Source organism: Pseudomonas sp., assembly GCF_002796985.1.
Classification (GTDB): Bacteria; Pseudomonadota; Gammaproteobacteria; order Pseudomonadales; family Pseudomonadaceae; genus Pseudomonas.
Genome location: NZ_PEKX01000018.1, coordinates 208,203 through 232,078, shown reverse-complemented (window position 1 = coordinate 232,078; position 23,876 = coordinate 208,203). Strand labels below are relative to the sequence as shown.

Genomic DNA, 23,876 nt, shown 5'->3' with positions numbered 1-23,876 from the left:
TTCACCTGCTTTTCATCAGACCTCGACTCCTGCGCGCCTATCGTGGCGCGGTACTTTGAGGAGTCGCCATGTCCCTGCCCCGCATCCTTCGTGGCGCCATCGCCGCCACCCTGCTGACCTTCGGCCCGCTCGCCCTCGCCGCTGGCGAAACCCCGGCCGACTGGGCCAAGCCGGTGGACAAGTCGTTCAACCTCTACCAGATGTCGCCGACGCTCTACCGCAGCGCCCTCCCCGGCAATGCCGACCTGCCCGAGCTGCAGCGCCTGCAGGTGAAGACCGTGGTGAGCTTCATCAAGGACGACGACCGCGCCTGGATCGGCCAGCAGCCCATCGAGGCCGTCAGCTTCCCGACCCATGCCGACCGTGTCGACGATGCCGATGTGCTCAAGGTCCTGCGCCTCCTGCAAGACGCCGAGCAGAACGGCCCGGTACTGATGCACTGCAAGCATGGGCGTGACCGCACCGGCCTGTTCGCGGCGATGTACCGCACGGTGATCCAGGGCTGGAGCAAGGACGACGCGCTCAAGGAAATGACCCAGGGCGGCTTCGGCACCGAAGACGACATGACCGACGCCATCGCCTACGTGCAGAAGGCCGACATCGGCAAGTTGCAGGTGGCCCTGGCCAGCGGCGAGTGCAGCACCTCAGCCTTCGCCGGCTGCCAGCTCAAGGGTTGGCTGGCCGCTACCTTCGGCGAAGAACGCGCGCCGCACCCGGCGCACTGATCGGCGGGCTGTCACACCCAAACGCCGAGAGTGCGCTAACGTGGGCGCACTCCCAGCGTTTCACAGGCACGCCATGACCACCTCCCGCTTCAGCGCCGTCACCCATACCCGCTACATCGACCACGCCGGCCTGGATGCCTTCTGCACCGACTACGACGGCTTCCTGCTCGACCTCTGGGGCGTGCTGATCGACGGCGTCGAGGTGTTCCCCGGCGCCCTCGACTGGCTTGCCCGCCGCGCCGCCGAAGGCAAGCCGGTGTGGTTCCTGAGCAACGCCTCGCGCAGCGTCCCGGAGATGGCCGACACCCTGGTGCGCCTGGGCGTCGCCCGCGAGCTGTTCGCCGGCATCACCACCTCCGGCCAGTTGGCCATCGATGCCTTCACCCATGAGCGCGAGTTCCAGCGCGGCGGTATCTACACCGTCGGTGTCGGCGATGCACTGACCACCTGGCCGGCGGAGATTCGCGAGCGCTTCTGCGACGACATCCACGCCGCATCGATGATCCTCGGCGTCGGCAGCTTCCCGCAGGATGAACTGGAAGAGCGCTTCGCCCCGCTACGCGGTGCCACCGACAAACCCTTTCTGTGCGCCAACCCGGACCGCGTGGTGGTCTCCGGCGGCAAGACGGTGTTCGGTGCAGGCCGCCTGGCCGAAGCCTTCGCCGAGGAAGGCGGCCGCGTGCACTGGTACGGCAAGCCCGACCCGTCGGCCTTCCGCATCGCCCAGCGGCAGTTGGAGGCGCGCGGCGCCAAGCACATCCTGTTCGTCGGCGACTCACTGGTGACCGACGTCCCCGGCGCGCTGGCCGCGCGCATCGACACGCTGTGGCTGGCCGCCACCGGCATCCACCGCCAAGCGCTGGGCGTGCCGTTCAACGGTGAGCTGGACGCAGAGAAGACCAACGCGCTGCTCGACGGCTATCCGGTTCGCCCGCACTTTGCCGCGCCGGGGCTGGTCTGACGGCCTGCCCCGGCGCAGCGGGAAGTCATTCGATTGCCGAATGGGGCAGTGCGGCGTCCTTGGGCTTGGCACCAAGGCGCGCGAGCCCATTGAGCAGCACCACCTCACCCGCCAGCAGGATGCCGCCACCGACCAGGATCAGCCCGCTGATTTCCAGCGGTGGCTCGGCCAGATGGGTCGCCAGGGCGACGGTGAGGAAGACGAAGGCGCTGTGGTTGATGAACAGCGGCGCGAACAGACCACCGCAGAAAATGATGTAGACACCGACGAACAGGACGATGGCGGTCGCCAGGATCGGGTCCATCAGCGGCTTGAGCAGGCCGATGGCGACGACGATGCCCCAGGCCAGCCAGACGCCGGTCACCGCCCCGCAGAGAATGCCGGGTATGCGCTTGACGTCCTTGTTGAAGACGCTGAACAGGATGGCGCAGAAGAATGGCGCCCAGATGGCCTTGAAGCCGAGCATCACCCCGACGATCGCGACACCGACCACCCAGGTCACCAGTACCCCGGCATCGAAGAATACCCTGGGACGGACTTGTGGCGTTTGCTGACTCATGGCGCTATCCCTCTTTTGCGTTGTTATTGTGTGATGTTCAACAGCGGTAACGAGCTGCACAGCGTGGCAGCCCGGTCCAGCCTAGTGACCCGGGCTGAGCCGGCAATCGCTCGAACGAACTACTCGGTCACCGTTTGGACATCCCGATAGGCCATCGACGACACCGGGCAGGTTCTTCGCACCTTTGCCCGACCCCACCGGTCTGAAGCAGCACAGCCCTCGGAAGCGCTCGCATGCAACTGCTAGACCTGCTGCAATGGCCAGCGATGCTGGTCACCGTCCTCGCCGCCTGGCTGGTCGGCTCGCGAAACCGCAAACGCCGCGAGATAGGTTTCTGGATGTTTCTCGCCAGCAATGCGCTATGGATTGCCTGGGGCCTGCCGGCCAAAGCCTACGCACTGGTGCTGCTGCAGGTCTGCCTGGCGGCGATGAACATTCGCGGCAGCTACAAGAACCGCCCACCCAGTGACGGCTGACGAGTTGCCGCGAAGTCTCCGATAAGGCCTTGGGAAATCGTCCGCTATTCGCCGGCCGGCACGATTGCTCGAATGCCGAACCGCACTTCAGGCATGGCACCGATGGCATCCCCACTGAAACTTCTGCAAGGCCTCCTTCCACTCAGCCGCAAAGGGGCGTTGCGCGACGCGCTGGCTGGCGTCTCGCTGGCGGCGATGGATATTCCCCAGTTGCTCGGCTACGCACGCATCGCCGGAATGCCGGCGGTTACCGGGCTGTACACCGCGCTGCTGCCACTGATTGCGTTCGCCTTCTTCGGTGCCTCGCGGCATCTGGTGGTCGCCGCAGACTCGGCTACTGCGACCATCTTCTCCAGCCGCCTGTCCGGCATGGCGAGCCTTGGCAGCCCGGAGTACATCGCCCTCGCCGGAACCGTGGCGCTGCTGACGGCCGCGCTGCTGCTGGTCGCGCGCCTGTTGCGGCTGGGCTTTCTCGCCGACTTTCTGTCGCGCACAGCGCTGACCGGCTTCCTCGCTGGCGTCGGCGTGCAGGTGGCGCTGGCCATGAGCGGCGACCTGCTCGGCCTGACCGTCGACGCCTCGACCTCGATGGGCAAGCTGCTGTTCGTACTCGGCCACCTGCCGCAGGTCCACGCACCGACCGCCGCCCTGGCGCTGTCGCTGCTGCTGGTGCTGTTCGCCGCCAAGCGCTGGGCGCCGCGGCTGCCGATCCCGCTGCTGGTGCTGGTCGGCTGCATTGCCGCCAGTGCGCTGTTCGACTTCGCCGGCCGGGGCATCCAGGTACTCGGCCCGGTGGCCGGCGGCTTGCCCTCGCTGACGCTGCCCCGGCTCGGCTGGAAGGACATCCTCGAGCTGCTGCCGATCGCCGGCGCCTGCTTCGTCATGATCATCGCCCAGAGCTCGGCGGCCAGCCGGGTCTACGCCGACCGCCACCACGAACATGACGACCAGAACGCCAACATCCTCGGGCTGTCCGCGGCCAACGCGGCGGCGGCCTTCAGCGGCGCCTTCGTGGTCAACGGCAGCCCGACCCAGACAGCCATGGCCGAGCAAGCCGGCTCGCGCAGCCAGGTCGCCCAGTTGAGCTTTGCCGTGGTGGTGGCGCTGGTGCTGCTGTTCCTCTGCCAGTGGTTGCAGTACCTGCCGCACTGCGTGCTGGCCGCCGTGGTGTTCGCCATCGCCGTCGGGCTGGTGGACGTGAAGACCCTGCGCGCCATGCGCCTGGAAAGCCCGGTGGAATTCCGCATGGCGCTGGCCACCGCTGCCACCGTGCTGCTGGTGGGCGTGGAGCAGGGCATCCTGCTGGCCATCGCGCTGTCGATGCTGCACCACGTACGCCACAGCTACCGCCCGCACTCGCTGATGCTGGAGCCAGCCGCCAACGGCCGTTGGCTACCGGTGGACGTGCAGCCGGGCCGGGAGACCGCGCCAGGGCTGATCGTCTACCGCTTCGGCGCCGACCTTTTCTATGCCAACGACACCTTCTTCGCCAGCCAGGTCGCGCAACTGGTCGCTCAGGCCCCTGAAGGGTTGCGCTGGTTCATCGTCGATGCCGGCGCCATCACCAGCCTGGATTACTCGGCGGCGCGCACCCTGCTGGACCTGTACCGCAACCTCTCGCAACAGGGCGTGCAACTGGTGTTCGGGCGGGTCAACAGCTACCTGCGCGCGGACATGGCGCGGCATGGCATCGACAAGGTCGTCGAGGCGCGCTATCTGCTGCCGACGCTGCATGAGGCGTTGGCGGTGGCGGGGGTGGAGCCTCACCGTCTAACGACCGCCGCTCCGGAATGAAGCATGTAGGGCGCATAACGCCATAGGCGTTATGCGCCCTACACAGGCTGAAGCAACGTCGATGCCCCAGGAAGAAAACGGGAGCCGAAGCTCCCGTTGTCATTCACCCGATCAGATCACTGCGCCGCCGCAGCCGCGCCGTCGGAGCGCTCCGCGTTGCGGCTCTGCGGGTTGACGATTACGGTGGCGGTGATGCCCGCTGCCAGCAGCACGCCGTCCGGCACTTCGTCGATGTGGATGCGCACCGGCACGCGCTGGGCCAGGCGCACCCAGTTGAAGGTCGGGTTGACGTCGGCCACCAGCTCGCGACTTTCCGGGTTGTCGCGGTCGTAGATGGCGCGGGCGATGCTCTCGACGTGGCCCTTCAGGCGCTCGCCGCTCATCAGTTGCAGCTCGGCCGGGTCGCCGACGCGGATGTGCGGCAGCTTGGTCTCTTCGAAGTAGCCGTAGACCCAGTAGGAGTTCTCGTCGACCACGGCCATCTTCGCCTCGCCGACGCGGGCGTAGTCGCCACGGTGCACGTTGAGGTTGGTCACGTAGCCGTCCACCGAGGCGCGCACCTGGGTGCGCTCCAGGTTCAGCTTGGCGGCGTCCAGCGCGGCCAGGGCCTGCTGGTAATCGGCCTCGGAGGCGGCGGCGGTGTTGCTGGCATCGTCCAGGCTCTCGCGCGAGACGACTTCCTCGTCCATCGCCCGGCGACGCTTGGCGTTGAGCTGGCGCATCTGCAGGGTGGCCTTGCGCGAGGCGACCAGGGCTTCGGCCTGCTTCACGGCAATCTGGTAGTGGTCCGGGTCGATCTGCATCAGCAGGTCGCCCTTCTTCACCTGCTGGTTGTCGCGCACCGGCACGTCGACCACCACGCCGGAGACGTCGGCGGCGACATTGATGATGTCGGCGCGCACCCGGCCGTCGCGGGTCCAGGGCGTATCCATGTAGTTCACCCAGAGGGCGCGGCCGATCAACGCGGCGACCGCCAGGATGATCAGGGTCGCCAGCAGGCTGATGATGGATTTGAGAGTCATGGGTGCACGCTCGTTACTTATAGATAGTGAGAGACAGGCCGCCGAACAGGCAGGCAAACAGGCACACGCGGAACAGCGCCGGGTGCCAGGTGAAGCGGTACAGGCCGATGGACGCGAAGATGCGGTCCAGCCCCCAGCAGAGCACGGCGGCGACCAGGAACATCAGGGTCAGGGTCGGCATGTAGACCCCGTGGAACGCGATCTCGCGGGGCAGGTCAGGCAACATGGGTCGATCTTCCAGAAGGGGTTTCGCCATCGCGCAGCGGCGACTGCGGGTCGAGCAGGCTGCTGCGGATGAAGTGCAGGTAGCTGAGCACGCGGCGCAGCGGCGAGCTTTCGAAGTCCGGGGCGCGCGGTTCGTCGGTGCTTTTCACGCAGTCGATGGCCTGCTCCACGGCGGCCAGGGCGCGCTCGCGGTTGGCCTGCCCCGGTTTGACGAACAGGCGTATCAGCGCGCGGCCCATGGCGCGGATCGACTGCCGCCAGGGCGACGTCTGCGCGTAGCAGGGCTCGTTCGGCAAGTTCTCCTGCTCGACTCGCAGTTCGATGATCGAATGGCCGATCTCCAGCACCACGAAGGTCCAGCGCAGCAGCCGGCGCTGCATCTGCGGGCTGCGCGCGGCCACGCCGTAGGCCTGATTGAGCAGGTCGCGGGTGCCGCTCTCGAAGGACGAGACGAGGCCGTCGAGCTTGCCGCTGATGGCTTCCACCACGCGCAGGCGCAAATCCTTCTCCAGGCGGCGCCAAAGCCAGGCGCTGGTCGGCGGCATGATCACCGCGGCGACCACGGCGGCCAGGCTCTGCGACAGCACCAGGGCGATGTATTCGTTGAGCATGCGGCCCGGATCGTAGACGGTGAGGTTCGCCGGGATTGCGCCGAAGCTGAAGAACACCAGCAGGCCCAGGCCGTAGCCGGCGTACCTGGGCTTGATCGAGAAGAACGCACCGAGCGCGAACACCGGCGCCAGGGCGAAGGCCAGCAGGGCGAAGCCGTCCAGGTGCGGGAACACGAAGAAGGTTTCGGAGAAACCGAGAATGGCCGCGCAGAAGGTGCCCACGGCCATCTGCATGGCCATCTTCGCCGGGTCGGGAGCGGCCGACACCAGCGCAGCGACGGCAGCGGCGTTGAGTACGAAGGTGCTGCCGCTGGGCCAGGCGGTCTCGATCCAGAAGAGGCCGAACACCAGCACCATCAACGCGGTGCGCCCGCCGGCCACCAGCGAGGCGACCAGGTTGGCCTTGGGCGAGAAGCCGTGCTTCCAGTTCTCCCGCTCGTGCTTGTGCGCGGCCAGGGAGGCGTGGGTCAGGGCGTAGTTGTAGAGGTCATCGGCCAGGCGGTAGAGCAGTTCGCCGGCGGTGTTGTAATCCAGCAGTGCGGGCGACTCGTCCTGCTCGGCGAGCAGTTGTGCACGGCCGGAACGGATGCGTTGCATCATCCGCGAGCGGTGGCTTTCCAGCTGCGTGGCGAGGTGTTCGGCGTCGCGGTCGGTGACCGACTGGCCGCGCCATGGGCCGAGCACCTGGGCCAGCTCGTCCAGGCACGGTTGCAGTGCGCGCAGCACGGCCTCGGCCTCCTGCGCGCGCAGCCGCGAGAGCAACTGATAGAGCGCATGGTAACGAGTGGTGAGGACCATGAACTCGTTGTTCAGGCGCGACAGGCGGCCGGAGCGCAGGCGCATGTGCGGGTCTTCGAAGCGGGTAACGCTGCGCAGCGCTTCCAGGCCCACGGCCTGGGAGGCGAAAGCCACGTTGGCCGCCTCGAATTTGGGCCGTTCGCCGCCGCCGAGGTTGTCCAGGACAAAGCCGGCAAAGGCGCCGAAACGCTGGTACAGCGCGCTACGCATGGCGGTACTGGAGGTCTGCGGGAACAGCGTGGCGCTGACCACCATGGAGCAGAGGATGCCGAGGCTGATCTCCAGCACGCGCCAGATGGCCGACATGAACGCGGCTTCCGGGTGCAGGGTGGCGGGCAGGCCGATCAGCGTGGCGGTGTAGCCGGCGAGCACGCAGGCATACGAACGGAAGTCGCGGTAGCGCGCGGCACCCACGGTGCACAGGCCGATCCACAGTGCCGAGACCAGCAGGAACAGCTCGCGCTGCTGGGCGAAAATGGCGATCAGCGCGACCATCACGGTCAGCCCGACCACGCTGCCGAGAATCCGGTAGAAGCTCTTGGCGAACACCTGGCCGCTCTGCGGCTGCATGACGATGAACACGGTGATGGTCGCCGTGCTCGGCTGCGGCAGTTCCAGGCGCATCGCCAGCCACAGGGTCAGCAGCGCGGCGAGCAGCACCTTGGCGATATAGATCCAGGTGACGCCGTCACTGCGACCCCATTCCAGCAGCGCGCGACGCAGGGCGTCCAGCGGCGCCAGCTGGCGGGTGGCGGTGCTGCCGTTGAAGGAATCGCCCGCCATCTCAGCGCCCGCTGGCCGCGCGGACGTCGACGGTCTCGGGGACCATCTTCGCCTCTTTCGGGCCTTCCTGCTTGTCCATCAGCCCGCCGCCCAGGGCGACGACGAGGCCGGCATGGGTGGCCAGGCGTGCGGCGCGAACCTGCTGCTCCACCAGCTGCTGCTGGAACAGGCGGGTCTGCGCGTTGAGCACGTTGAGGTAGTCGGTCAGGCCGCCACGGTAAGCCTTGGCGGCGATGTCGTAGGTGCGCTGGGCCGAGGCCACGGACTTGGCGGCGAAGCCTTCCTGCAACTGCATGGAATGCATGCGGATCAACTGGTCGGAGATGCCTTTGAGGGCGTTGATCAGCGTCTGGTTGTACTGCGCCACGGCGGCGTCGTAGCCGGCGGACTCCTGGCTCAGCTGCGAGCGGCGGCGACCGCCGTCGAAGATCGGCAGGGAGATGGCCGGGCCGACGCCGTAGGTGAATTTCTCCGCGTTGAGGAATTCCAGCACGCCGCCACCAACGGCGCTGTAGCCGATGCTCGCGACCAGGTCGACGTTGGGGTAGAACTCGGCGCGGGCGACGTCCACGCCCTTGGCCTGGGCGGCGACCTTCCAGCGGCTGGCGACGACGTCCGGGCGGTGGCCGAGCAGTTCCATCGGCAGTTTGCTCGGCAGGCCCGGGCCTGCGGCAAGCTTCAGGCTCGGGCGCTGGATCGAGGTGCCGGCGCCGGGGCCTTTACCGGCCAGGGCGGCGATCTGGTTGCGGGTGAGCTGGATTTCCTCGTCCACCGCTTCGATCTTGCGTTCGGTTTCCGGCAGCGGGACCTCCGCCTGGCTGACTTCGAAATGCGTGCCGATGCCGCCGTCGAGGCGACGCTGGGCCAGGGCCAGGATGCCCTGCTGCTGCGCCAGCATGGCCTTGCCGATGTCCAGCTTGGCGTACTGCAGCGACAGCTGGATGTAGGCACGGACGATGTTGCTCTCCAGCTCCAGCTGGGCCATGCGCGCCTCGGCGGCGGTCATCTTGGCGATGTTGACGTAGCGCTCGGTGTTGCTGCGCTCGCGGCCCCAGAGGTCCAGCGAGTAGCTGAACCCCAGCGCGGCGTTGTTGTTGAAGGTGGTGCTGTCGGCCAGGTCGCCCGGCCCATAGAAGTAGTCGGTCGGCCAGCGGTGGCGGGTCAGCGAGGCGTCCACGCCGATCTGCGGCGACTCGGCGGACTCGGCAATGCCGGCCATGGCCATGGCCATGCGCACTCGCGCCTCGGCCTGGGCCAGGGTCGGGCTGCCCTCCAGCGCGGTCTGCACCCAGGCATTCAACTGCGGATCACCATAGGCGCGCCACCACTGCTCGGCCGGCCAGCCCGCTTCCTGGTTGGCGTGCGCGATGGCGGCGTCGGTGGCCAGCTCGGTGTCGCCCACCCGCTGTTCCTGCGGGGCGATGCCATGGGTGCTGATACATCCGGCGATTGTTGAAAAAATGACAAAGGAGCCGACGAACGTCAGTCCTTTCACGAGGTGACGCGACACGGTGGAGGTCCTGGAAGTGGTCTAGCTTTTCAGCGTGGGGCTTTTAAGCGTGGAGGTGCCGGCAAAGCCACTGGCGGCGATTGAATTCTAGGGATGGGGAAGGGAACGGATAAGCCGGCTGATTTGTGATTGTTTATTACCGATAATGAAACAATGTGTGTCTTCATCCATGTGACAATAGGCCGCCCCCGCTCTGCTCCGCGCATTGCCCCCCATCAAGGACATGCCGCCGGCGACGACTTATCGCTTCATTGGCGTCGCCACCCGGGACAGACGCCCCACTGACGAGGCCTCAATGGACACACTGCAGACCATGCGTGCGTTCGCCTGTGTCGCGGAAACCGGCAGTTTCACCGCCGCCGCGCAACAGTTGAACACCACCACCGCCTACGTATCCCGCGCGGTCGCCAATCTCGAATCGCACCTGCGCACCCGCCTGCTCAACCGCACCACCCGGCGCATCGCCCTCACCGAGGCCGGTCAGCGCTACCTGCTGCGCTGCGAACAGATCCTCGCCTACGTCGAGGAAGCCGAAGCCGAGGCCAGCGACGCCCACGCCCGCCCCGCCGGCCGCCTGCGCGTGCACTCGATGACCGGCATCGGCCAGCACTACGTGATCCGCGCCATCGCCAACTACCGCCAACTGCACCCGGAGGTCACTTTCGAGCTGACCATGGCCAACCGCGTGCCGGACCTGCTCGACGAAGGTTTCGACGTGGCCATCGTGGTCGCCTCGGAACTACCCGACTCGGGCCTGGTGTCCCAGCGCATCGGCGAGACCTACAGCATCCTTTGCGCCTCGCCCGACTACCTGGCCCGGCGCGGCACGCCGAAAACGCCGACGGAGCTGCTGGAGCACGACTGCCTGCGCCTGATCAGCCCAGTGTTGCCACTGGACAAGTGGCTGTTCGACGGCCCCAACGGCCAGGAAATGATCACCCTCGGGCCTTCGCCCTTCCAGGTGAACGTCGGCGACGCCATGACCGAAGCCATCGGTTCGGGCATGGGCATCAGCGCCCTGCCCGTGTATTCGGCCATCGACGGCCTGCGCGATGGTTCGCTGGTCCGCGTGCTGCCGCACTACAAGTTGCAGATCCTCAACGTCTACGCGCTGTACCCTTCGCGCCAGTACCTGGATGCGAAGATCAAGACCTGGGTCGCGTACCTGCGCGAAAACCTCCCCGGCGTGCTCCAGGCCGATGGCGCCGGCCTCGCCGATGTGGGACCCTGACGGACCTTTTCGCCGTGTTTCGCGGGCAAGCTCACTGTGTAACTCCCTACCCCGGTGTTCAGTGAGCTTGCCCGTGAACCCACCCTCCTCCCCCCGAAATCCCCCGAACCTGTAGGAGCGAGCTTGCTCGCGAACAGGCTCCCCGGCGACTTCGGCGCCAAGCGGTTCGCGAGCAAGCTCGCTCCTACAAGCACCACAGCGGTCGATAATCGCCCGGCGCGCACGCCAGCCTTGCGCCGCTCTAGCTCGGCAGTGATAGGGTTAAGCCCCCTCCGCCTCCCTGCCGTCCGAGAGCCATGAAAAAGAACGTCTTCGTCTTCAGCCGCCTTGCCCCGGAACACCTCGACCGCCTGCGCAGCCAGTTCAACGTCACCGTGCTCGACCCCAAGCTGGGCGATGTCGACGCGCAATTGGCCGCCGCTCTGCCGACCACCCACGGCATGATCGGCGTCGGCCGCCCGCTGGGCGAGAAGCAACTGGCCCAGGCCGCACAACTGGAGGTCATTTCCAGCGTCTCGGTGGGCTACGACAACTACGACCTGAACTACCTGAACCAGCGCGGCATCCCGCTGACCAACACCCCCGACGTGCTCACCGAGACCACCGCCGACCTCGGCTTCGCCCTGATCATGGCCGCCGCCCGGCGCACCGCCGAGCTGGACGCCTGGACCAAGGCCGGGCAATGGAAGCGCACCGTGGATGCCCAGCACTTCGGCGTCGACGTGCATGGCAAGAAGCTCGGCATCCTCGGCCTCGGCCGCATCGGCGCGGCCATCGCCCGCCGAGGTCGTTTCGGCTTCAACATGGACATCCTCTACCACGGCAACAGCCGCAAGCCCGAGCTGGAGCAGGAACTCGGCGCGCGCTTCTGCGGCTTCGAGGAGTTGCTCGGCGAGGCGGATTTCGTCTGCGTGGTGGTGCCGCTGGCGGAGAAGACCCGAAAGCTGATCGGCAAGCGCGAGCTGGAGCTGATGAAACCCACCGGCATTCTGGTCAACATCGCCCGTGGTCAGGTGATCGATGAGGCCGCACTGGTAGAAGCACTGCAGGAGAAACGCATTCTCGCTGCCGGCCTGGACGTCTACGAGAAGGAACCGCTGGCCGAATCGCCGCTGTTCGCCCTGCCCAACGCCGTGACCCTGCCGCACATCGGCTCGGCCACCCATGAAACCCGCCAGGCCATGGCCGAGTGCGCGCTGGACAACTTCGAAGCCGCCCTGCGTGGCGAGCGGCCGAAGAACCTGGTCAATCCGCCGGTGTGGAAGGGCTGATCCCCACCACTCATCCGGCTGCCGCGTCGCGCCGCACAGCGCACCTATCCTTATTACGCCTGCCCGGCCGGGCAGGCGTCCCTTGAGGAGCAGCCTATGAGCGAATTGCCCACCATCGTCCTGGTCCACGGCTTCTGGGGTGGCGCCGCGCACTGGAGCAAGGTCATCGTCGAGCTGACGCGGCTGGGCCACACCGGCCTGCACGCAGTGGAGCTGCCACTGACCTCGCTGGCCAACGACGTCGAACGCACGACGAAAATGATCGCGCAGCAGAAGGGCCCCGTCCTGCTGGTCGGCCATTCCTACGGCGGCGCGGTGATCAGCCAGGCCGGCAGCCATCCACAGGTCGCCGGGCTGGTCTATATCGCGGCCTTCGCCCCGGATGCCGGGGAAAGCCCCGGCGACATCACTCAGGAGCACCTGCCCGAAGCCGCGCCCAATCTGGAACCCGACAGCGACGGTTACCTGTGGATAAAGGCCGACAAGTTCCACGAAAGCTTCTGCCAGGACCTGAGCGCCGACGAGGCACTGGTGATGACGGTGACCCAGAAGGCGCCGCTGGCCAGCACCTTCGGCGACACGGTCAGCAGCCCGGCGTGGAAGAACAGACCGTCGTGGTACCAACTGTCCAGCGCGGACCGGATGATCGCGCCCGCCAACCAGCAGCGCATGGCCGCGCGGATGAACCCGCGGAAGGTGGTGACGCTGGATTGCAGCCATGCCTCGCTGGCATCGCGGGCCGGTGAAGTGTCTGCACTGATCGACGAGGCCGCCCGATCGCTCTGATCGGGCCTCAAACGCAAAAGGCTGGAGACTCTCCAGCCGTTCGCGCTGCTCACGCCCGTGCCGGTTGCGGCGTCATCTTCGACTTCGGCTTGCGGAACACCAGTACGTTGCCCGCCATCACCAGCGCCAGGCCGGCCAGCGCCGGCAGCGTCCATTGATAGCCCTCGGCATAGGCCGAGACGTTAAGCGCCACCACCGGGAACAGCACGGTGCAGTAGGCCGCGCGCTCCGGCCCCATGCGCCCGACCAGCGTCAGGTAGGCGGTGAAACCGATCACCGAGCCGGGAATCGCCAGGTACAGCAGCGACCAGACGTACTGCGCACTGCTGTCGAAGGTCAGCGGCACGCCCCGCACCAGGCAGATCACCAGCAGGATCAGCGATCCGTAAAGCATGCCCCAGGCGTTGGTCGACAGCGGCCGCAGCCCAGCTTTCTGTTGCAGGCTGGAGAGCAGGTTGCCCGCCGAGAAACACAGCGTGCCCAGCAGCGCCAATCCCAGCCCGTAGAAGGTTTCCGGCGTCGCCTGGTGCCCGGACAGCTCCGGCCAGAACAGCAAAGCCAGCCCCGCCAGACCGAACGCCCCGCCGCCCAGCACATTGGGAGCGATGCGCTGGCCGAAGAAAACTCGCGAGTTCAGCGCGTTCCACAGCGTCGCGGTGGAGAACACCACGGCGACCAGTCCGCTGGGGATCCATTGGCTGGCGGTGTAGAAGCACAGGAAGTTCACGCAGAACAGGCACAAACCCTGGGCAAAGCAGATCGCCTGGCCGCGCCGGCCCAGCGGCTGCAAACGCCGCGAAACCAGCAGCAATGCGAACAGCACCAGCGCCGCCAGGCTGAAGCGGTAGGCGATGGACAGCGGAATGGCGACCACGCCGACCTGCAGCTTGATGGCGATCCAGGTGGTGCCCCAGATGAGCACAGTGAGCAGGTAGAGCGAGAGGTTCATGGCGATCTCCGGATTACACGCCAATCAGTCTCCTGCCCTGCCCCGCCGGCGGCTTGCAGATTCTTGCGCTTATTGCGACAACCGGGCTGGCAAGGCGCGCCCGCGCGGGTAGAGTGGAGGCAATTGAGGAACACCCATGTCAGCCATTTCGCAGCTCGAAGTCTTCCAGTCGATGAATGCCTCGCCCAATGCCCGCCTGGAGCGTTGCGCGGAGCTGGGCGACGGGCTGTCCGCGGCGATCTGGCGCAACAGCCACGACGCCCGCGACTACCACGCCCCCAGCCACCACACGCTGTCCTGCTACCTGAACGATGGCACCGGCACCTTCCGCCGTGGCGCGCCCGGCACCACCGGCGCGCCGGACAAGCTCTGCGTGATGCCGGCAGGCTCCGAATCGGCCTGGATCGTCAACGGCGACATCCGCCTGGCGCACCTCTACATCGACCAGGAACAGTTCGCCCTGGGCTGCATCCGCCTGCTGGACCGCGAGCCACGGGAATTGCAGCTGCACGAACGGACCTTCCTCGACGACCCGCAACAGGCCGCACGCTTCCGCCAGCTGGTGAAGCTGGACTGGCACGAGCCGGGCGAGCGCATCCGCACCAGCACGCTGGCCCATGACCTGATCGATCATCTGCTGCTGAACCAGGTGGGCCTGCGCGAAGGGCTCCGCCTGAAAGGTGGTTTGGCTCCGGCAATGCGTCGACGAGTGGCCGACTACATCGAGCAGCGCCTGGACCAGCCCCTATCACTGGGCGAGTTGGCGATGCAGACGGCGCTGTCGGAATACCACTTCGCGCGGATGTTCCGCGAAAGCTTCGGCATGCCGCCGCACCAGTACGTACTGGCCCGCCGCGTGGCCCTGGCGCAACGCCTATTGCGTGACACCCGCCAGCCGCTCAGTCAGGTTGCGCTGGCCTGCGGCTTCTCCAGCGCCAGCCACTTCGCCAACCGTTTCCGTTCGGTGGTCGGCGGCACGCCGGGGGAATATCGGCAGGCGTTCGAGGAATAGGGATTGAACCGCGTACCTGCCGGTACACGGTTCGCGAGCATGGCCCACTCCTGAAGTTTTCCCGCGGAAATTCCGCGCACGCAGAAGCAACTCAGAAACACCCAGGCCAGCTACATCGATGGCAAGCCCCGCACCAAAACAACGACGAAGCACGAACGTAGGATGGCGTGGAGCGCAGCGATACCCATCGATTCCAGCGCACACACAGCATGGGTATCGCAAACTCCACCCATCCTACAAAGCAGTTTTCCTTTAGCCGCAGCAGACTGCGGTTCGCTCCTACAAGGGTGTCAGCCGAGTACGGCGAGCACGCCGCCGATCACCGGCATCGCCGCCGCCGTCGGCAACGCCCAGCGCGGCCGCCAGGCCAGCAGCAGGACCAGCACGGCACCGCCGATCATCAGCAGGCACGCCCAATAGACGATGCCCAGTTCGATGCCCACGCGGTGGATCGAATAGGCCAGCGCCAGCGCACCATCGACCAGCGCCACGAGCCGCAACAGTCGCACACGGGACTCGGACGGCGCGTTGCCGAACAGGTCGCGGTGATGACGCGAAAGCGACAGGCAGACCGCCGCCAGCGCCAGCAGGTTGAGGCCGAATACCAGCAGCATCAGGCGTACTCCTCGTTACGGACCCGACGTGCGCGAGCGGGCTCGGCACGTTTCTGCCCCAGACGCCAGCCGAGGAAGGCGCAGAGCCCGCCGATCAGCAGCAGGCCCAGGTCGATGCCGACCATCAGCCAGTCGCCATTGGCGAGGTGAGTCGTCACGCGGCCCGGCTCGGGGCCGAACAGGCTCAGCACCGGCAGCAGCAACGCCAGCGCCGCCAGAGCGGCGAACTGCTCGCGGGCCATGGCGCGGCTGCCGCGACGCCACAAGGCGTGAGCCAGAGCCAGCAACCAGATCACCACGAAGGCGGTGGCTTCCCAACGGGTTCGTTGGAGCAACTCGGCGGGCAGCAGGCGCGAAGCCGCCAGCAGGCCGAGCGAGGCAATCGGCAAACCGCCACAGACCGCGCCATTGAGTGTGCGCACCAGCGCCACACCACGATGGCCGCGTGCTTCACGTTTGCTGACCCAGACCTGCAGGCCGCCGAACACCATTACGCAGCCCACCAGGCCGAGAACGAAATACATCACCCGCAGCAGGTCGTTGCCGAACTGCGCCATGTGCAGGCCAGTCAGCCAGGCGTAGGTCTTGTAGCCGGGTTTGTAGGGCTTCTGCACATGCAGCAGCGCGCCGGTGCCGGAGTCGAAGGACACGGTGCGCTGGTCGTTGACCATGCTCTTGTCCACCGCCCGGCGCACCTGCACCATCGCCGCCGCATCGTTGGGATGCTCGATGTTGATCCAGCCCACCTGGCCCTCGCCACCCCAGGCCTCGCGGGCCTTGAGAATCATGTTGTCGATGGACTTCGGCGCCTTGGCCGGCTTCCCCAGCTCCTCGCGATCGAAGGCGCCCTGCACGTCATGGAAGAAGTGCTCCATGTCGTTCTGGTAGGCGACCTTGATGCCGGCGGTCATATAGAAGGTGATGAAAATCGCCAGGCCCGTGTAGGCCATCAGCAGGTGGAACGGCAGCCCGAGCACACCCAGCACGTTGTGTGCATCCAGCCAGGCGCGTTGCTTGGCCGCCTTCGGGCGCAGGGTGAAGAAGTCCTTGAAGATGCGCCGATGGACGATCACCCCACTGACCAGCGCCACCAGCATGAACACCCCGGCCACACCGACCACATAGAGGCCGAGCATGCCGCCGTGCAGTTCGTAGTGCAGCTCCAGGAAGAAGTTGCCACCGACGGTCCTGGGCAGCACCTCGCCACTCTGGGCATCCACCAGGAAGGACTGGAACTCGCTGAAGTCTGCCGGCTCCCAACCCGCCGTCCAGTAAGGCATGCGCTCGGTGGGCGGGTGCATCCAGTAGCCGTGGGCCTTGGGCGCGCGCTCGACGATCAGCTCGCGCACCTGGTCGGCACTCACGTTCACCTGCTCCAGCTTGTGCAACTGCGGAGTCATCCAGCGGGTGAGCTCCCTGTCGAACACCGCAACAGTGCCGGAGAACAGCACGACAAAGAGAATCCAGCTGACCAGCAGCCCGCTCCAGGTGTGCAGGCCGGACATCGATTGACGCAGGCTCATGGGCGCACTCCGTAAGTGGCCGGCAGGAAGGCCGCCACACCCAGCACAACACTCAGTGCTACCGGCAACCAGACGGCGCGCCACGGGCTCTTCGCGCCGAAGGCATAAATGATCGCCGCGACCCAGACGATGAAGCAGGCAAGGCTCGACAGCGAGACGCGGTCCGGCCGCGACATCGGCAGGTAGACGCTGAGGAAAGCGGTGGCGGTGTAGGCCAGGGCATAGCCCCCCACCACAGCACTGAGAATACGGGCGGTGACGGCACCGGCTTGGGCTGTGCTCATGCGTCGGCTCTCGGATGGAGCGGTCGCGGGGAAACGCACATCGGACAGAATCCTGCGAGGCGGCCCAGGCGATGCCCAGGCGCGCGATTGAAAAGCGTAATTATATGATATTGGTTCTCAATTAAAAGAACTCAGCAGCGCCGTTTGTGAGTATCTGTGTCGGAAATCCGCTGTACGGCATAGGTCGCGGACACGTCCATCGCACGCAGCAGGCTGTTCATCATCATGTCAGCCTCGGCCGTGAGACGCGGTGGCGGCTGCTCCTGGAGGATGCGAGAGGCGCCGGGGGCCAGTTCGACAGCGGCCACCACCGAGCCCTTGCCGAACAGGTAGTCGTAGATCAGCAGGTAGTCCGTCCCCGGCAAGTCCTTGTGCTCCGCGACCCGCCGCAGCACGTTGATCGCACCGACTATCCAGTCCCGGCTTTCGGTGAACTCCAGCACGCCCAGGCTCCAGGTCTGAGTGCTGTCGTCGTAATGATTCCAGGCCGGCGAGCGCTGGTGCCGGCTCCAACCCGCTACCCAGCCCGCCGCAGTCGTGCCCTGCCCCAGCTCGCAAAGTTCGCTCCACGTCAGACCACCGCGTCGCAGGGGATTACTGTCCAGCCACTTTTCCAGATCCACGAAACACGCGGCGGAACTGGCTTCCTGATAGAGGAACGCTTCAAGCCTCGGGCGGCTGATGGTGACCTTCAGGTACAACTGGCACGGCTCGGCCATAGGATTTCCCCCTTATGCTGGTCCAACGATTCACCTCGGATCGCGCGCCGCGACCCGAGTTGCTGAATCGATAATCCTAGAGGTTCGCCCTGTTAGCGGTTCGCCCTACCTTTTCGACCGTGAGGTGGTATTTCTCGGATTGCGTTGTACAACCGTTCAACTTTCCGCAGGCTTTTCGGCCGCTTCAAGGCTTATTGCTCACCCCGCCCTCACCTTCTGCCAGTGCCAGGAGAGGGAAGTACACAGAATTCGCGTGAAGAAAAAGAACGCTCGACCGGCTCTGAGCGCTATTTCTGTCAGCGCCCGCGTGCTTGCCCCATGGCCCGCTCCAGCCCTTGGAACACGCGCGGCGACAGGCACTGGGCGACGTTGAAGCGCAGGTAGCCGGTGGCGCTCTGGCTCAAGCTGAACACGTTGCCCGGCGCCAGCACCAGGTTGTCCGCCAACGCCGCGCGGGACACCTCGGCGGCGTCCAGCCCGCCCGGCAGCTTGGCCCAGACGAAGAGGCCGCCACGCGGCTCCAGCCAGGGCTGGATATCCAGCGCACGCAGGCGCAGCAGCGTCTCGCCCATGGCGTCGGCGAGTCGCCCGCGCAGGCTGTCCAGGTGACGACGGTAGCTGCCCTTGCGCAGCAGTTCGTAGAGCATCTCGGCGCTGAACGGGCTGTTGCCGAAACTGGTGGCCAGCTTCAGGTCCACCAACCGTTCGCACCATTGCGGCTGGGTGGCGATGTAGCCGCAGCGCACCGAGGCCGACAGAGTCTTGGAGAAGCTGCCGACCTGGATCACCCGCTCCAGCCCGTCGAAGGCCGACAGTCGCGGTGCGCTCTCGTGCTCGAAGTCGCCAAAAATGTCGTCTTCGACGATCAGCAGGTCATGGGCCTCGGCCAGCTTCAACAGGCGGTGGGCAACCAGCGGCGAGAGCACCGCGCCGGTGGGGTTATGGAAGGCCGAGTTGGTGATGTACAGGCGCGGTCGGTGCTGCTCCAGCAGACTCGCCATGGCCACGATGTCCGGCCCGGTAGGCGTGTAGGGCACGCCGACGACCTGCACGCGGTGCGCACGCAGCAGCGCCTGGAAGTTGAAGTAACCGGGGTCGTCCACCAGCACGCAGTCGCCCGGTTCCAGCAGGAAGCGGCAGACCAGGTCGATGGCCTGGGTGCCATTGTCGGTGAGCACCACCTGCTGCGGGCCGACTGGCACGCCGTAGTCCGCCAGCCGCCGCGCCAGCTGTTCACGCAACCCGGAATGACCGTACGGGCGGCCATACTCCAGCAGCCCCGACTGCGGTTCGCGGGCGATCTGCCGCAAGGCACGGCGCAGTTCATCCTCTGGCAGCCAGGACGGCGGTAGCCAGCCGCAGCCCGGCTTGAGCGAAGTGTCCGCGGCTTCCAGCGACTGCCGGGATATCCACAGCGGATCGATGCTGCGGTCCAGCGCTGGGCCGACGTCCGCCAGCGACAGCGGCGGCGCATGGCCGGCGACGTAGAAACCGGAGCCCCGGCGGGCGGCGATCACGCCATCGGCAGCCAGCCGGTCATAGGCTTCCACGACAGTGGTCTTGGACACCTCCAGCTGTTCGGCCAACTGGCGAATCGATGGCAGCCGTTCACCCGGCACCAGCGCCCGCGCGGCCAGGCGCTCGCGTACGTGGTGCATGACCGAATCGACCCGCGTGCTCTTTGGCCTGCCCATATTGCCCTCGACTGCTCCGGGATAATTTGTACCGGGATAATTTACGGACAGTTTGTGCAAATTGTACCTTTCTGTCACTGGCCGCCCGGCAGCTCCGCGCGCATCCTCGAAGCTCGCTCCCCTGCTGGATGCCCCACCATGAACAACACCCACACTCTCGCCACGAACAGCAACGTCGGCGGCTGGCTCAGCGGCTTCCTCGGCGTCGTCATCTTCAGCGGTTCACTGCCAGCGACACGGGTGGCGGTGGCCGACTTCGACCCGACGTTCCTCACCCTCGCCCGCGCCAGCATCGCCGGCCTGCTGGCAGCGGCGATCCTCCTGCTGCTGCGGCAGAAGCTGCCGGCGCGCCAGGACCTGATCCCGCTGCTGGTGGTCGCCGGCGGTGTGGTGGTGGGCTTCCCGCTGCTCACCGCGCTGGCGCTCCAGCACGTCAACTCCGCCCACGCCATCGTTTTCGTCGGCCTGCTGCCACTGGCCACTGCGCTGTTCGGCGTGGTCCGTGCCGGCGAACAGCCGCGCCCGGCATTCTGGATCTGTTCAGGCCTGGGCAGCGCCGTGGTGGCCGGCTTCGCCCTGTCGCAAAGCGGCGCAGGCAATTTCACCGGCGACCTGCTGATGCTCGCGGCCGTCACCGTCTGCGGCCTGGGCTACGCCGAGGGCGGCCGCATCGCACGCCACCTGGGCAGTTGGCAGGTGATCTGCTGGGTGCTGGTGCTGTCCCTGCCGCTGATGCTGCCGCTGGCCTGGTATACCCAGCCGGAGACCTTCAGTGGCGCCAGTTGGCCGGCCTGGCTGAGCCTGGGCTACGTGTCGCTGTTCAGCATGCTGATCGGCTTCTTCTTCTGGTACCACGGCCTGGCCACCGGCGGCATCGCCGCGGTCGGCCAGTTGCAACTGCTGCAGCCGTTCTTCGGCCTGGCGCTGGCCGGCCTGCTGCTGCACGAGCAGATCAGCCCGTTGATGGCCGGCGCCACCGTCGCTGTGGTTTTGTGCGTCGCCGGGGCAAAACGCTTCGCCCGCTGACCGCCGGCTTCCTTCCGCGTCCCGCCCGAAAAGAATCGCGGTATCATCGGGCGTTTGCGTACTCGGCTGGACTGCCGGAAGGACACTCGGATGAAGCCACCCACCGAATCTCCACTGCCTGCCGTGGAGCGCGACGAACTCGCGCCACGGCCACGGCTGACCCTGGGCAGCCATGTGCACAGCGGCTTCGACCTGCGCAGCGGGCGCATGCAGAACATTTCCCGGCACCGCGCCGCCCTGGCGTTCCTGTATGGCGAGATGCCGGTCTCGGGCAGCGTCACCCCGCGCGCGGGCCGCGAGATCCGGGTGTTCCGCGATGACCAGATCGTCCGTGTCAGCCGCGAACTGGAACAGGAGCACGGCTGGCGCCTGGATCTGCGCGAGCTCGGCTTCAAGCCGGCAATGCGGCGCAGCGATGCGCTGGAGGACAGCGCCGGGGAAATGTTCGAGCTACCCGACGACAGCGCCTGGCAGGACTTCATGCGCGAGGGCCTGCCCCGGCTGCGCGAGCAAGGCTGGGAAATCGACATCCGCCCCGAATTCGTCTTCGACCTCACGCCGGTGGAAAACTGGTACGCCGAGATCGAGGAAACCGACGACCGCCAGTGGTTCGACCTGGAGCTGGGCATCGAGGTGGAAGGCCGGCGCATCAGCCTGCTGCCGGCGCTGATCGAGCTGATCCGGCGCATGCCGGCGCTGCTCGACCCGGTCGCCCTCGCCCGCCACCCCGACGACGAACAACTGGTGCTGCGCCTGGATGCCGGGCGCAACCCGATCCACACCTGGCAGACCGCCTCGGACCGACCGCTGCGCGTGTCGCTGCCATTCGGCAAGCTCAAGCCGCTGCTGGGCACGCTCTCCGAGTTCTACATCGGCGAGCAGTTGCCGGTGCGCCGCTTGCGCATGGGCGCGCCGGACGCCGCGCGCCTGACTGAGCTGGAAGAGCTGCCGCTGACCTGGCAGGGCGGCGAACAGTTGCGCGAGATCGCCCACCGCCTGCGCGACTACCGCGCCCAGCCGGCGCAGATTCCCACTGGGCTCAACGCCGAGCTGCGCGCCTATCAGCATGAAGGCCTGAGCTGGATGCAGACCCTGCGCGAAGTCGGTGCCAGCGGCATCCTCGCCGACGACATGGGCCTGGGCAAGACGCTGCAATCCCTTGCCCATGTGCTGCTGGAAAAACAGGCCGGTCGCCTGACCAGTCCGGCGCTGGTGATCATGCCCACCAGCCTGATCCCCAACTGGCTGGACGAAGCCGAACGCTTCACCCCCGAGCTGCGCGTGCTCGCACTCCATGGCACGGGCCGGCGCAAGGCGTTCGCGAAGATCACCGAGCACGACCTGATCCTCACCACCTACGCCCTGCTGCCGCGCGATGCCGAGAAGCTCGGCCAGCACGAGTATCACCTGCTGATCCTCGACGAGGCGCAGAACATCAAGAACGCCACCACCAAGGCGGCCCAGGCCGCGCGGCATCTGCGCGCGCGCCATCGGCTGTGCCTGACCGGCACGCCACTGGAGAATCACCTGGGTGAGCTGTGGTCGCTGTTCCACTTCCTGCTGCCGGGTTGGCTGGGCGATGCACGGCAGTTTGCCGTGGATTACCGCACGCCCATCGAACGCCACGGCGACCAGGGCCGGCTGGCGCACCTGGCCGCGCGCATCCGCCCGTTTCTGCTACGTCGCACCAAGGAGCAGGTGGCCTCGGAGTTGCCGCCCAAGAGCGAGTTCATCCAGCACATCGAACTCAGCGAAGCGCAGCGCGACCTCTACGAAACCGTGCGCCTGGCGCTGGACCGCAAGGTGCGCGACGAGATCGCCCGTCGTGGCCTGGCCCGTAGCCGCATCATCATCCTCGAGGCGCTGCTCAAGCTGCGCCAGGTCTGCTGCGACATCCGCCTGGTGAACAAGGAAGCGCCGCCGCCCACCGGCAAATCGGCGCGCGCGGTCACCTCGGGCAAGCTGGTCTATCTGCTGGACATGCTCGAAGAACTGCTCGCCGAAGGTCGTCGCGTGCTGGTGTTCTCGCAGTTCACCTCGATGCTCGCGCTGATCGGCGAGGCCCTGGCCGAGCGCAACCTGGAGTATGCCCTGCTGACCGGCGACACTCGCGACCGCCGCGCGCCGGTGAAGGATTTCCAGGAAGGCCGCGTGCCGCTGTTCCTGATCAGCCTGAAGGCCGGCGGTGTAGGGCTCAACCTGACCGCCGCCGACACCGTGATCCATTACGACCCCTGGTGGAACCCGGCCGCCGAGAACCAGGCCAGCGACCGCGCCTACCGCATCGGCCAGGACAAGCCGGTGTTCGTCTACAAGCTGATCGCCCGTGGCACGGTGGAGGAAAAGATCCAGCTGCTGCAGCGAGACAAGGCCGCCCTGGCCGCCGGCATCCTCGAAGGCTCCGCCACCGACTGGCAGTTGGACGACGCGGATATCGATGCGCTGTTCGCGCCGTTGCCCAAGGCGGTCTGAACCTCCGCGTTCCCCTGTAGGAGCAAGCCTGCTCGCGATCGCCCGTATGGCGCGCTCCTACAGTGAAGAATCTCCTGACAGCACGAAGGGGAAGTCCACTACATCACTGTTCCCCGATCTATAGGAATCTACTCCCACGCCGCCGCAACGAGCCCGGCCCCGGCAGAGGCAGACGCCCCGGGTGAACCAGAGCTCTTGCCGGCGTATGCAAGTCGACCCAATGACCCCGCTCGTCCCCTTACGAGTCGGGGTCATTGTCTTTGCGTCGATGCCTCAGCGCATTCCCCAGCCATGGCGCAGCGCGGAACGGGTGGTGAGAGGTGAGCGCGCCGGGTCTGCCTGCCAATGCCGCTGACCGCAGCGGTGACCAGCGCGACCTTGCCTTGCACTGCATTCATCAGGAGCTCCCGGAGAAGTTGCAGCTCTCACGTTGGCCGGCTCAATCGTGGGTCAACTCGATACTGCCGTCGCGTTGCTGCCGATAGATCGTATAAGGCAGCGCTAGCGTATCGGTGACGCCGGAAAGTGCCATGTCCAGTACAGCCAGAATCGGCATCCCGAATTTATTGTTGGATGGCGTGGGCGGTGGCTTGTAGCCGGCTTCATCGGAGCTTGCGGGAGGCTCTCCGTAGAATTGACAGATGTCCCAGACCACGCCGCCATAGACACGAGGAATGGCCTGGCAATAAGTCCCTTTCAGCCTCAAGTCGCTGGCATCTGCGACGTTGCCACTACGCAAGGTGTGGTAGGTGCCGCAACCACTGAGCAGGCCCGCCAAAAGCAGCGGCCAGACCTTGTGAATCTTCATGTCGAAATTCCCTCTCAACCATC

General features: G+C 66.5%; 22 protein-coding genes. 10 read left to right on the top strand and 12 right to left on the bottom strand.

The window, feature by feature from the left end; translation table 11 throughout:
• Nucleotides 1-68: 68 nt before the first annotated feature.
• Both CTR55_RS21620 and CTR55_RS21615 read left to right on the top strand, forming a co-directional pair.
• On the top strand, nt 69-725 hold the full coding sequence (locus tag CTR55_RS21620; RefSeq protein ID WP_296289208.1) for a dual specificity protein phosphatase family protein: 657 nt from the start codon (nt 69-71) through the stop codon (nt 723-725).
• Between the two features lie 73 nt (nt 726-798).
• The gene (locus tag CTR55_RS21615; protein ID WP_296289206.1) at nt 799-1,686 is read left to right on the top strand and encodes a TIGR01459 family HAD-type hydrolase; all 888 of its coding nucleotides are present in this window, start codon (nt 799-801) and stop codon (nt 1,684-1,686) included.
• A 25-nt stretch (nt 1,687-1,711) separates the two neighbouring features.
• Here CTR55_RS21615 and CTR55_RS21610 read toward each other — a convergent pair whose 3' ends face one another.
• On the bottom strand, nt 1,712-2,245 hold the full coding sequence (locus CTR55_RS21610) for a hypothetical protein (RefSeq protein WP_296289205.1): 534 nt from the start codon (nt 2,243-2,245) through the stop codon (nt 1,712-1,714).
• Between the two features lie 233 nt (nt 2,246-2,478).
• Between CTR55_RS21610 and CTR55_RS21605 the strand changes: the two genes are divergently transcribed.
• Together CTR55_RS21605 and CTR55_RS21600 are read left to right on the top strand one after the other, a co-directional pair.
• Entirely contained in the window at nt 2,479-2,721 is a 243-nt protein-coding gene (locus CTR55_RS21605) for a hypothetical protein (RefSeq protein ID WP_296289202.1), read from the top strand.
• 102 nt (nt 2,722-2,823) lie between these two features.
• Entirely contained in the window at nt 2,824-4,515 is a 1,692-nt protein-coding gene (locus CTR55_RS21600; protein WP_296289200.1) for a SulP family inorganic anion transporter, read from the top strand.
• A 116-nt stretch (nt 4,516-4,631) separates the two neighbouring features.
• Here the strand turns inward: CTR55_RS21600 and CTR55_RS21595 are convergent, their stop codons facing one another.
• From CTR55_RS21595 to CTR55_RS21580, 4 genes are read right to left on the bottom strand one after another with little or no spacing between them, the layout of a single operon-like run.
• Nucleotides 4,632-5,537 (bottom strand): HlyD family secretion protein, encoded by a 906-nt coding sequence (locus CTR55_RS21595; protein WP_296289198.1) that lies wholly within the window; start codon nt 5,535-5,537, stop codon nt 4,632-4,634.
• A 13-nt stretch (nt 5,538-5,550) separates the two neighbouring features.
• On the bottom strand, nt 5,551-5,751 hold the full coding sequence (locus CTR55_RS21590) for a DUF1656 domain-containing protein (protein WP_296289380.1): 201 nt from the start codon (nt 5,749-5,751) through the stop codon (nt 5,551-5,553).
• 1 nt (nt 5,752) lies between these two features.
• On the bottom strand, nt 5,753-7,954 hold the full coding sequence (locus CTR55_RS21585; RefSeq protein ID WP_296289196.1) for an FUSC family protein: 2,202 nt from the start codon (nt 7,952-7,954) through the stop codon (nt 5,753-5,755).
• A gap of 1 nt (nt 7,955) precedes the next feature.
• A complete protein-coding gene (locus tag CTR55_RS21580; protein ID WP_296289379.1) occupies nt 7,956-9,449 on the bottom strand; it encodes an efflux transporter outer membrane subunit in 1,494 nt (497 codons plus the stop codon).
• Nucleotides 9,450-9,759: 310 nt separating this feature from the next.
• Here CTR55_RS21580 and CTR55_RS21575 point away from each other — a divergent pair, with 310 nt between their 5' ends.
• From CTR55_RS21575 to CTR55_RS21565, 3 genes are all read left to right on the top strand, one after another.
• Nucleotides 9,760-10,695 carry a LysR family transcriptional regulator gene (locus tag CTR55_RS21575; protein WP_296289194.1) on the top strand — a complete coding sequence of 312 codons (936 nt, stop codon included), beginning with the start codon at nt 9,760-9,762 and terminating at the stop codon, nt 10,693-10,695.
• A gap of 296 nt (nt 10,696-10,991) precedes the next feature.
• Complete coding sequence (locus CTR55_RS21570; protein ID WP_296289192.1) at nt 10,992-11,966, top strand: D-glycerate dehydrogenase; 975 nt, start codon at nt 10,992-10,994, stop codon at nt 11,964-11,966.
• A 96-nt stretch (nt 11,967-12,062) separates the two neighbouring features.
• Nucleotides 12,063-12,752 carry an alpha/beta hydrolase gene (locus tag CTR55_RS21565; RefSeq protein ID WP_296289191.1) on the top strand — a complete coding sequence of 230 codons (690 nt, stop codon included), beginning with the start codon at nt 12,063-12,065 and terminating at the stop codon, nt 12,750-12,752.
• Nucleotides 12,753-12,801: 49 nt separating this feature from the next.
• On the opposite strand, the gene CTR55_RS21560 is transcribed toward CTR55_RS21565, so the two are convergent.
• Nucleotides 12,802-13,701 (bottom strand): DMT family transporter, encoded by a 900-nt coding sequence (locus CTR55_RS21560; RefSeq protein WP_296289189.1) that lies wholly within the window; start codon nt 13,699-13,701, stop codon nt 12,802-12,804.
• A 136-nt stretch (nt 13,702-13,837) separates the two neighbouring features.
• Here CTR55_RS21560 and CTR55_RS21555 point away from each other — a divergent pair, with 136 nt between their 5' ends.
• Nucleotides 13,838-14,713: an AraC family transcriptional regulator gene (locus CTR55_RS21555; RefSeq protein ID WP_296289187.1), complete on the top strand. Its 876-nt coding sequence runs from the start codon at nt 13,838-13,840 to the stop codon at nt 14,711-14,713.
• Nucleotides 14,714-15,003: 290 nt separating this feature from the next.
• Here the strand turns inward: CTR55_RS21555 and CTR55_RS21550 are convergent, their stop codons facing one another.
• The 5 genes from CTR55_RS21550 to CTR55_RS21530 all read right to left on the bottom strand — a co-directional run bounded on the left by CTR55_RS21550 (nt 15,004) and on the right by CTR55_RS21530 (nt 19,547).
• On the bottom strand, nt 15,004-15,327 hold the full coding sequence (locus CTR55_RS21550; protein WP_296289186.1) for a DUF3325 domain-containing protein: 324 nt from the start codon (nt 15,325-15,327) through the stop codon (nt 15,004-15,006).
• Entirely contained in the window at nt 15,327-16,850 is a 1,524-nt protein-coding gene (locus tag CTR55_RS21545; RefSeq protein ID WP_296289184.1) for a PepSY-associated TM helix domain-containing protein, read from the bottom strand. Before CTR55_RS21545 ends, CTR55_RS21550 begins: the two co-directional genes overlap by 1 nt.
• Nucleotides 16,847-17,134 carry a DUF3649 domain-containing protein gene (locus CTR55_RS21540; protein ID WP_296289182.1) on the bottom strand — a complete coding sequence of 96 codons (288 nt, stop codon included), beginning with the start codon at nt 17,132-17,134 and terminating at the stop codon, nt 16,847-16,849. The genes CTR55_RS21545 and CTR55_RS21540 overlap by 4 nt, the downstream gene beginning before the upstream one ends.
• A gap of 131 nt (nt 17,135-17,265) precedes the next feature.
• Nucleotides 17,266-17,853, bottom strand: coding sequence for a hypothetical protein (locus CTR55_RS21535; protein ID WP_296289180.1), 588 nt, complete (start codon nt 17,851-17,853; stop codon nt 17,266-17,268).
• Nucleotides 17,854-18,149: 296 nt separating this feature from the next.
• Nucleotides 18,150-19,547 carry a PLP-dependent aminotransferase family protein gene (locus tag CTR55_RS21530; RefSeq protein ID WP_296289178.1) on the bottom strand — a complete coding sequence of 466 codons (1,398 nt, stop codon included), beginning with the start codon at nt 19,545-19,547 and terminating at the stop codon, nt 18,150-18,152.
• A 138-nt stretch (nt 19,548-19,685) separates the two neighbouring features.
• On the opposite strand from CTR55_RS21530, the gene CTR55_RS21525 reads away from it, so the two are divergent.
• On the top strand, nt 19,686-20,573 hold the full coding sequence (locus CTR55_RS21525; RefSeq protein WP_296289176.1) for a DMT family transporter: 888 nt from the start codon (nt 19,686-19,688) through the stop codon (nt 20,571-20,573).
• A gap of 441 nt (nt 20,574-21,014) precedes the next feature.
• Nucleotides 21,015-23,045 (top strand): DEAD/DEAH box helicase, encoded by a 2,031-nt coding sequence (locus CTR55_RS21520; RefSeq protein WP_296289377.1) that lies wholly within the window; start codon nt 21,015-21,017, stop codon nt 23,043-23,045.
• Nucleotides 23,046-23,484: 439 nt separating this feature from the next.
• Here the strand turns inward: CTR55_RS21520 and CTR55_RS21515 are convergent, their stop codons facing one another.
• The gene (locus tag CTR55_RS21515) at nt 23,485-23,853 is read right to left on the bottom strand and encodes a YceK/YidQ family lipoprotein (RefSeq protein WP_296289174.1); all 369 of its coding nucleotides are present in this window, start codon (nt 23,851-23,853) and stop codon (nt 23,485-23,487) included.
• Nucleotides 23,854-23,876: the final 23 nt, after the last annotated feature.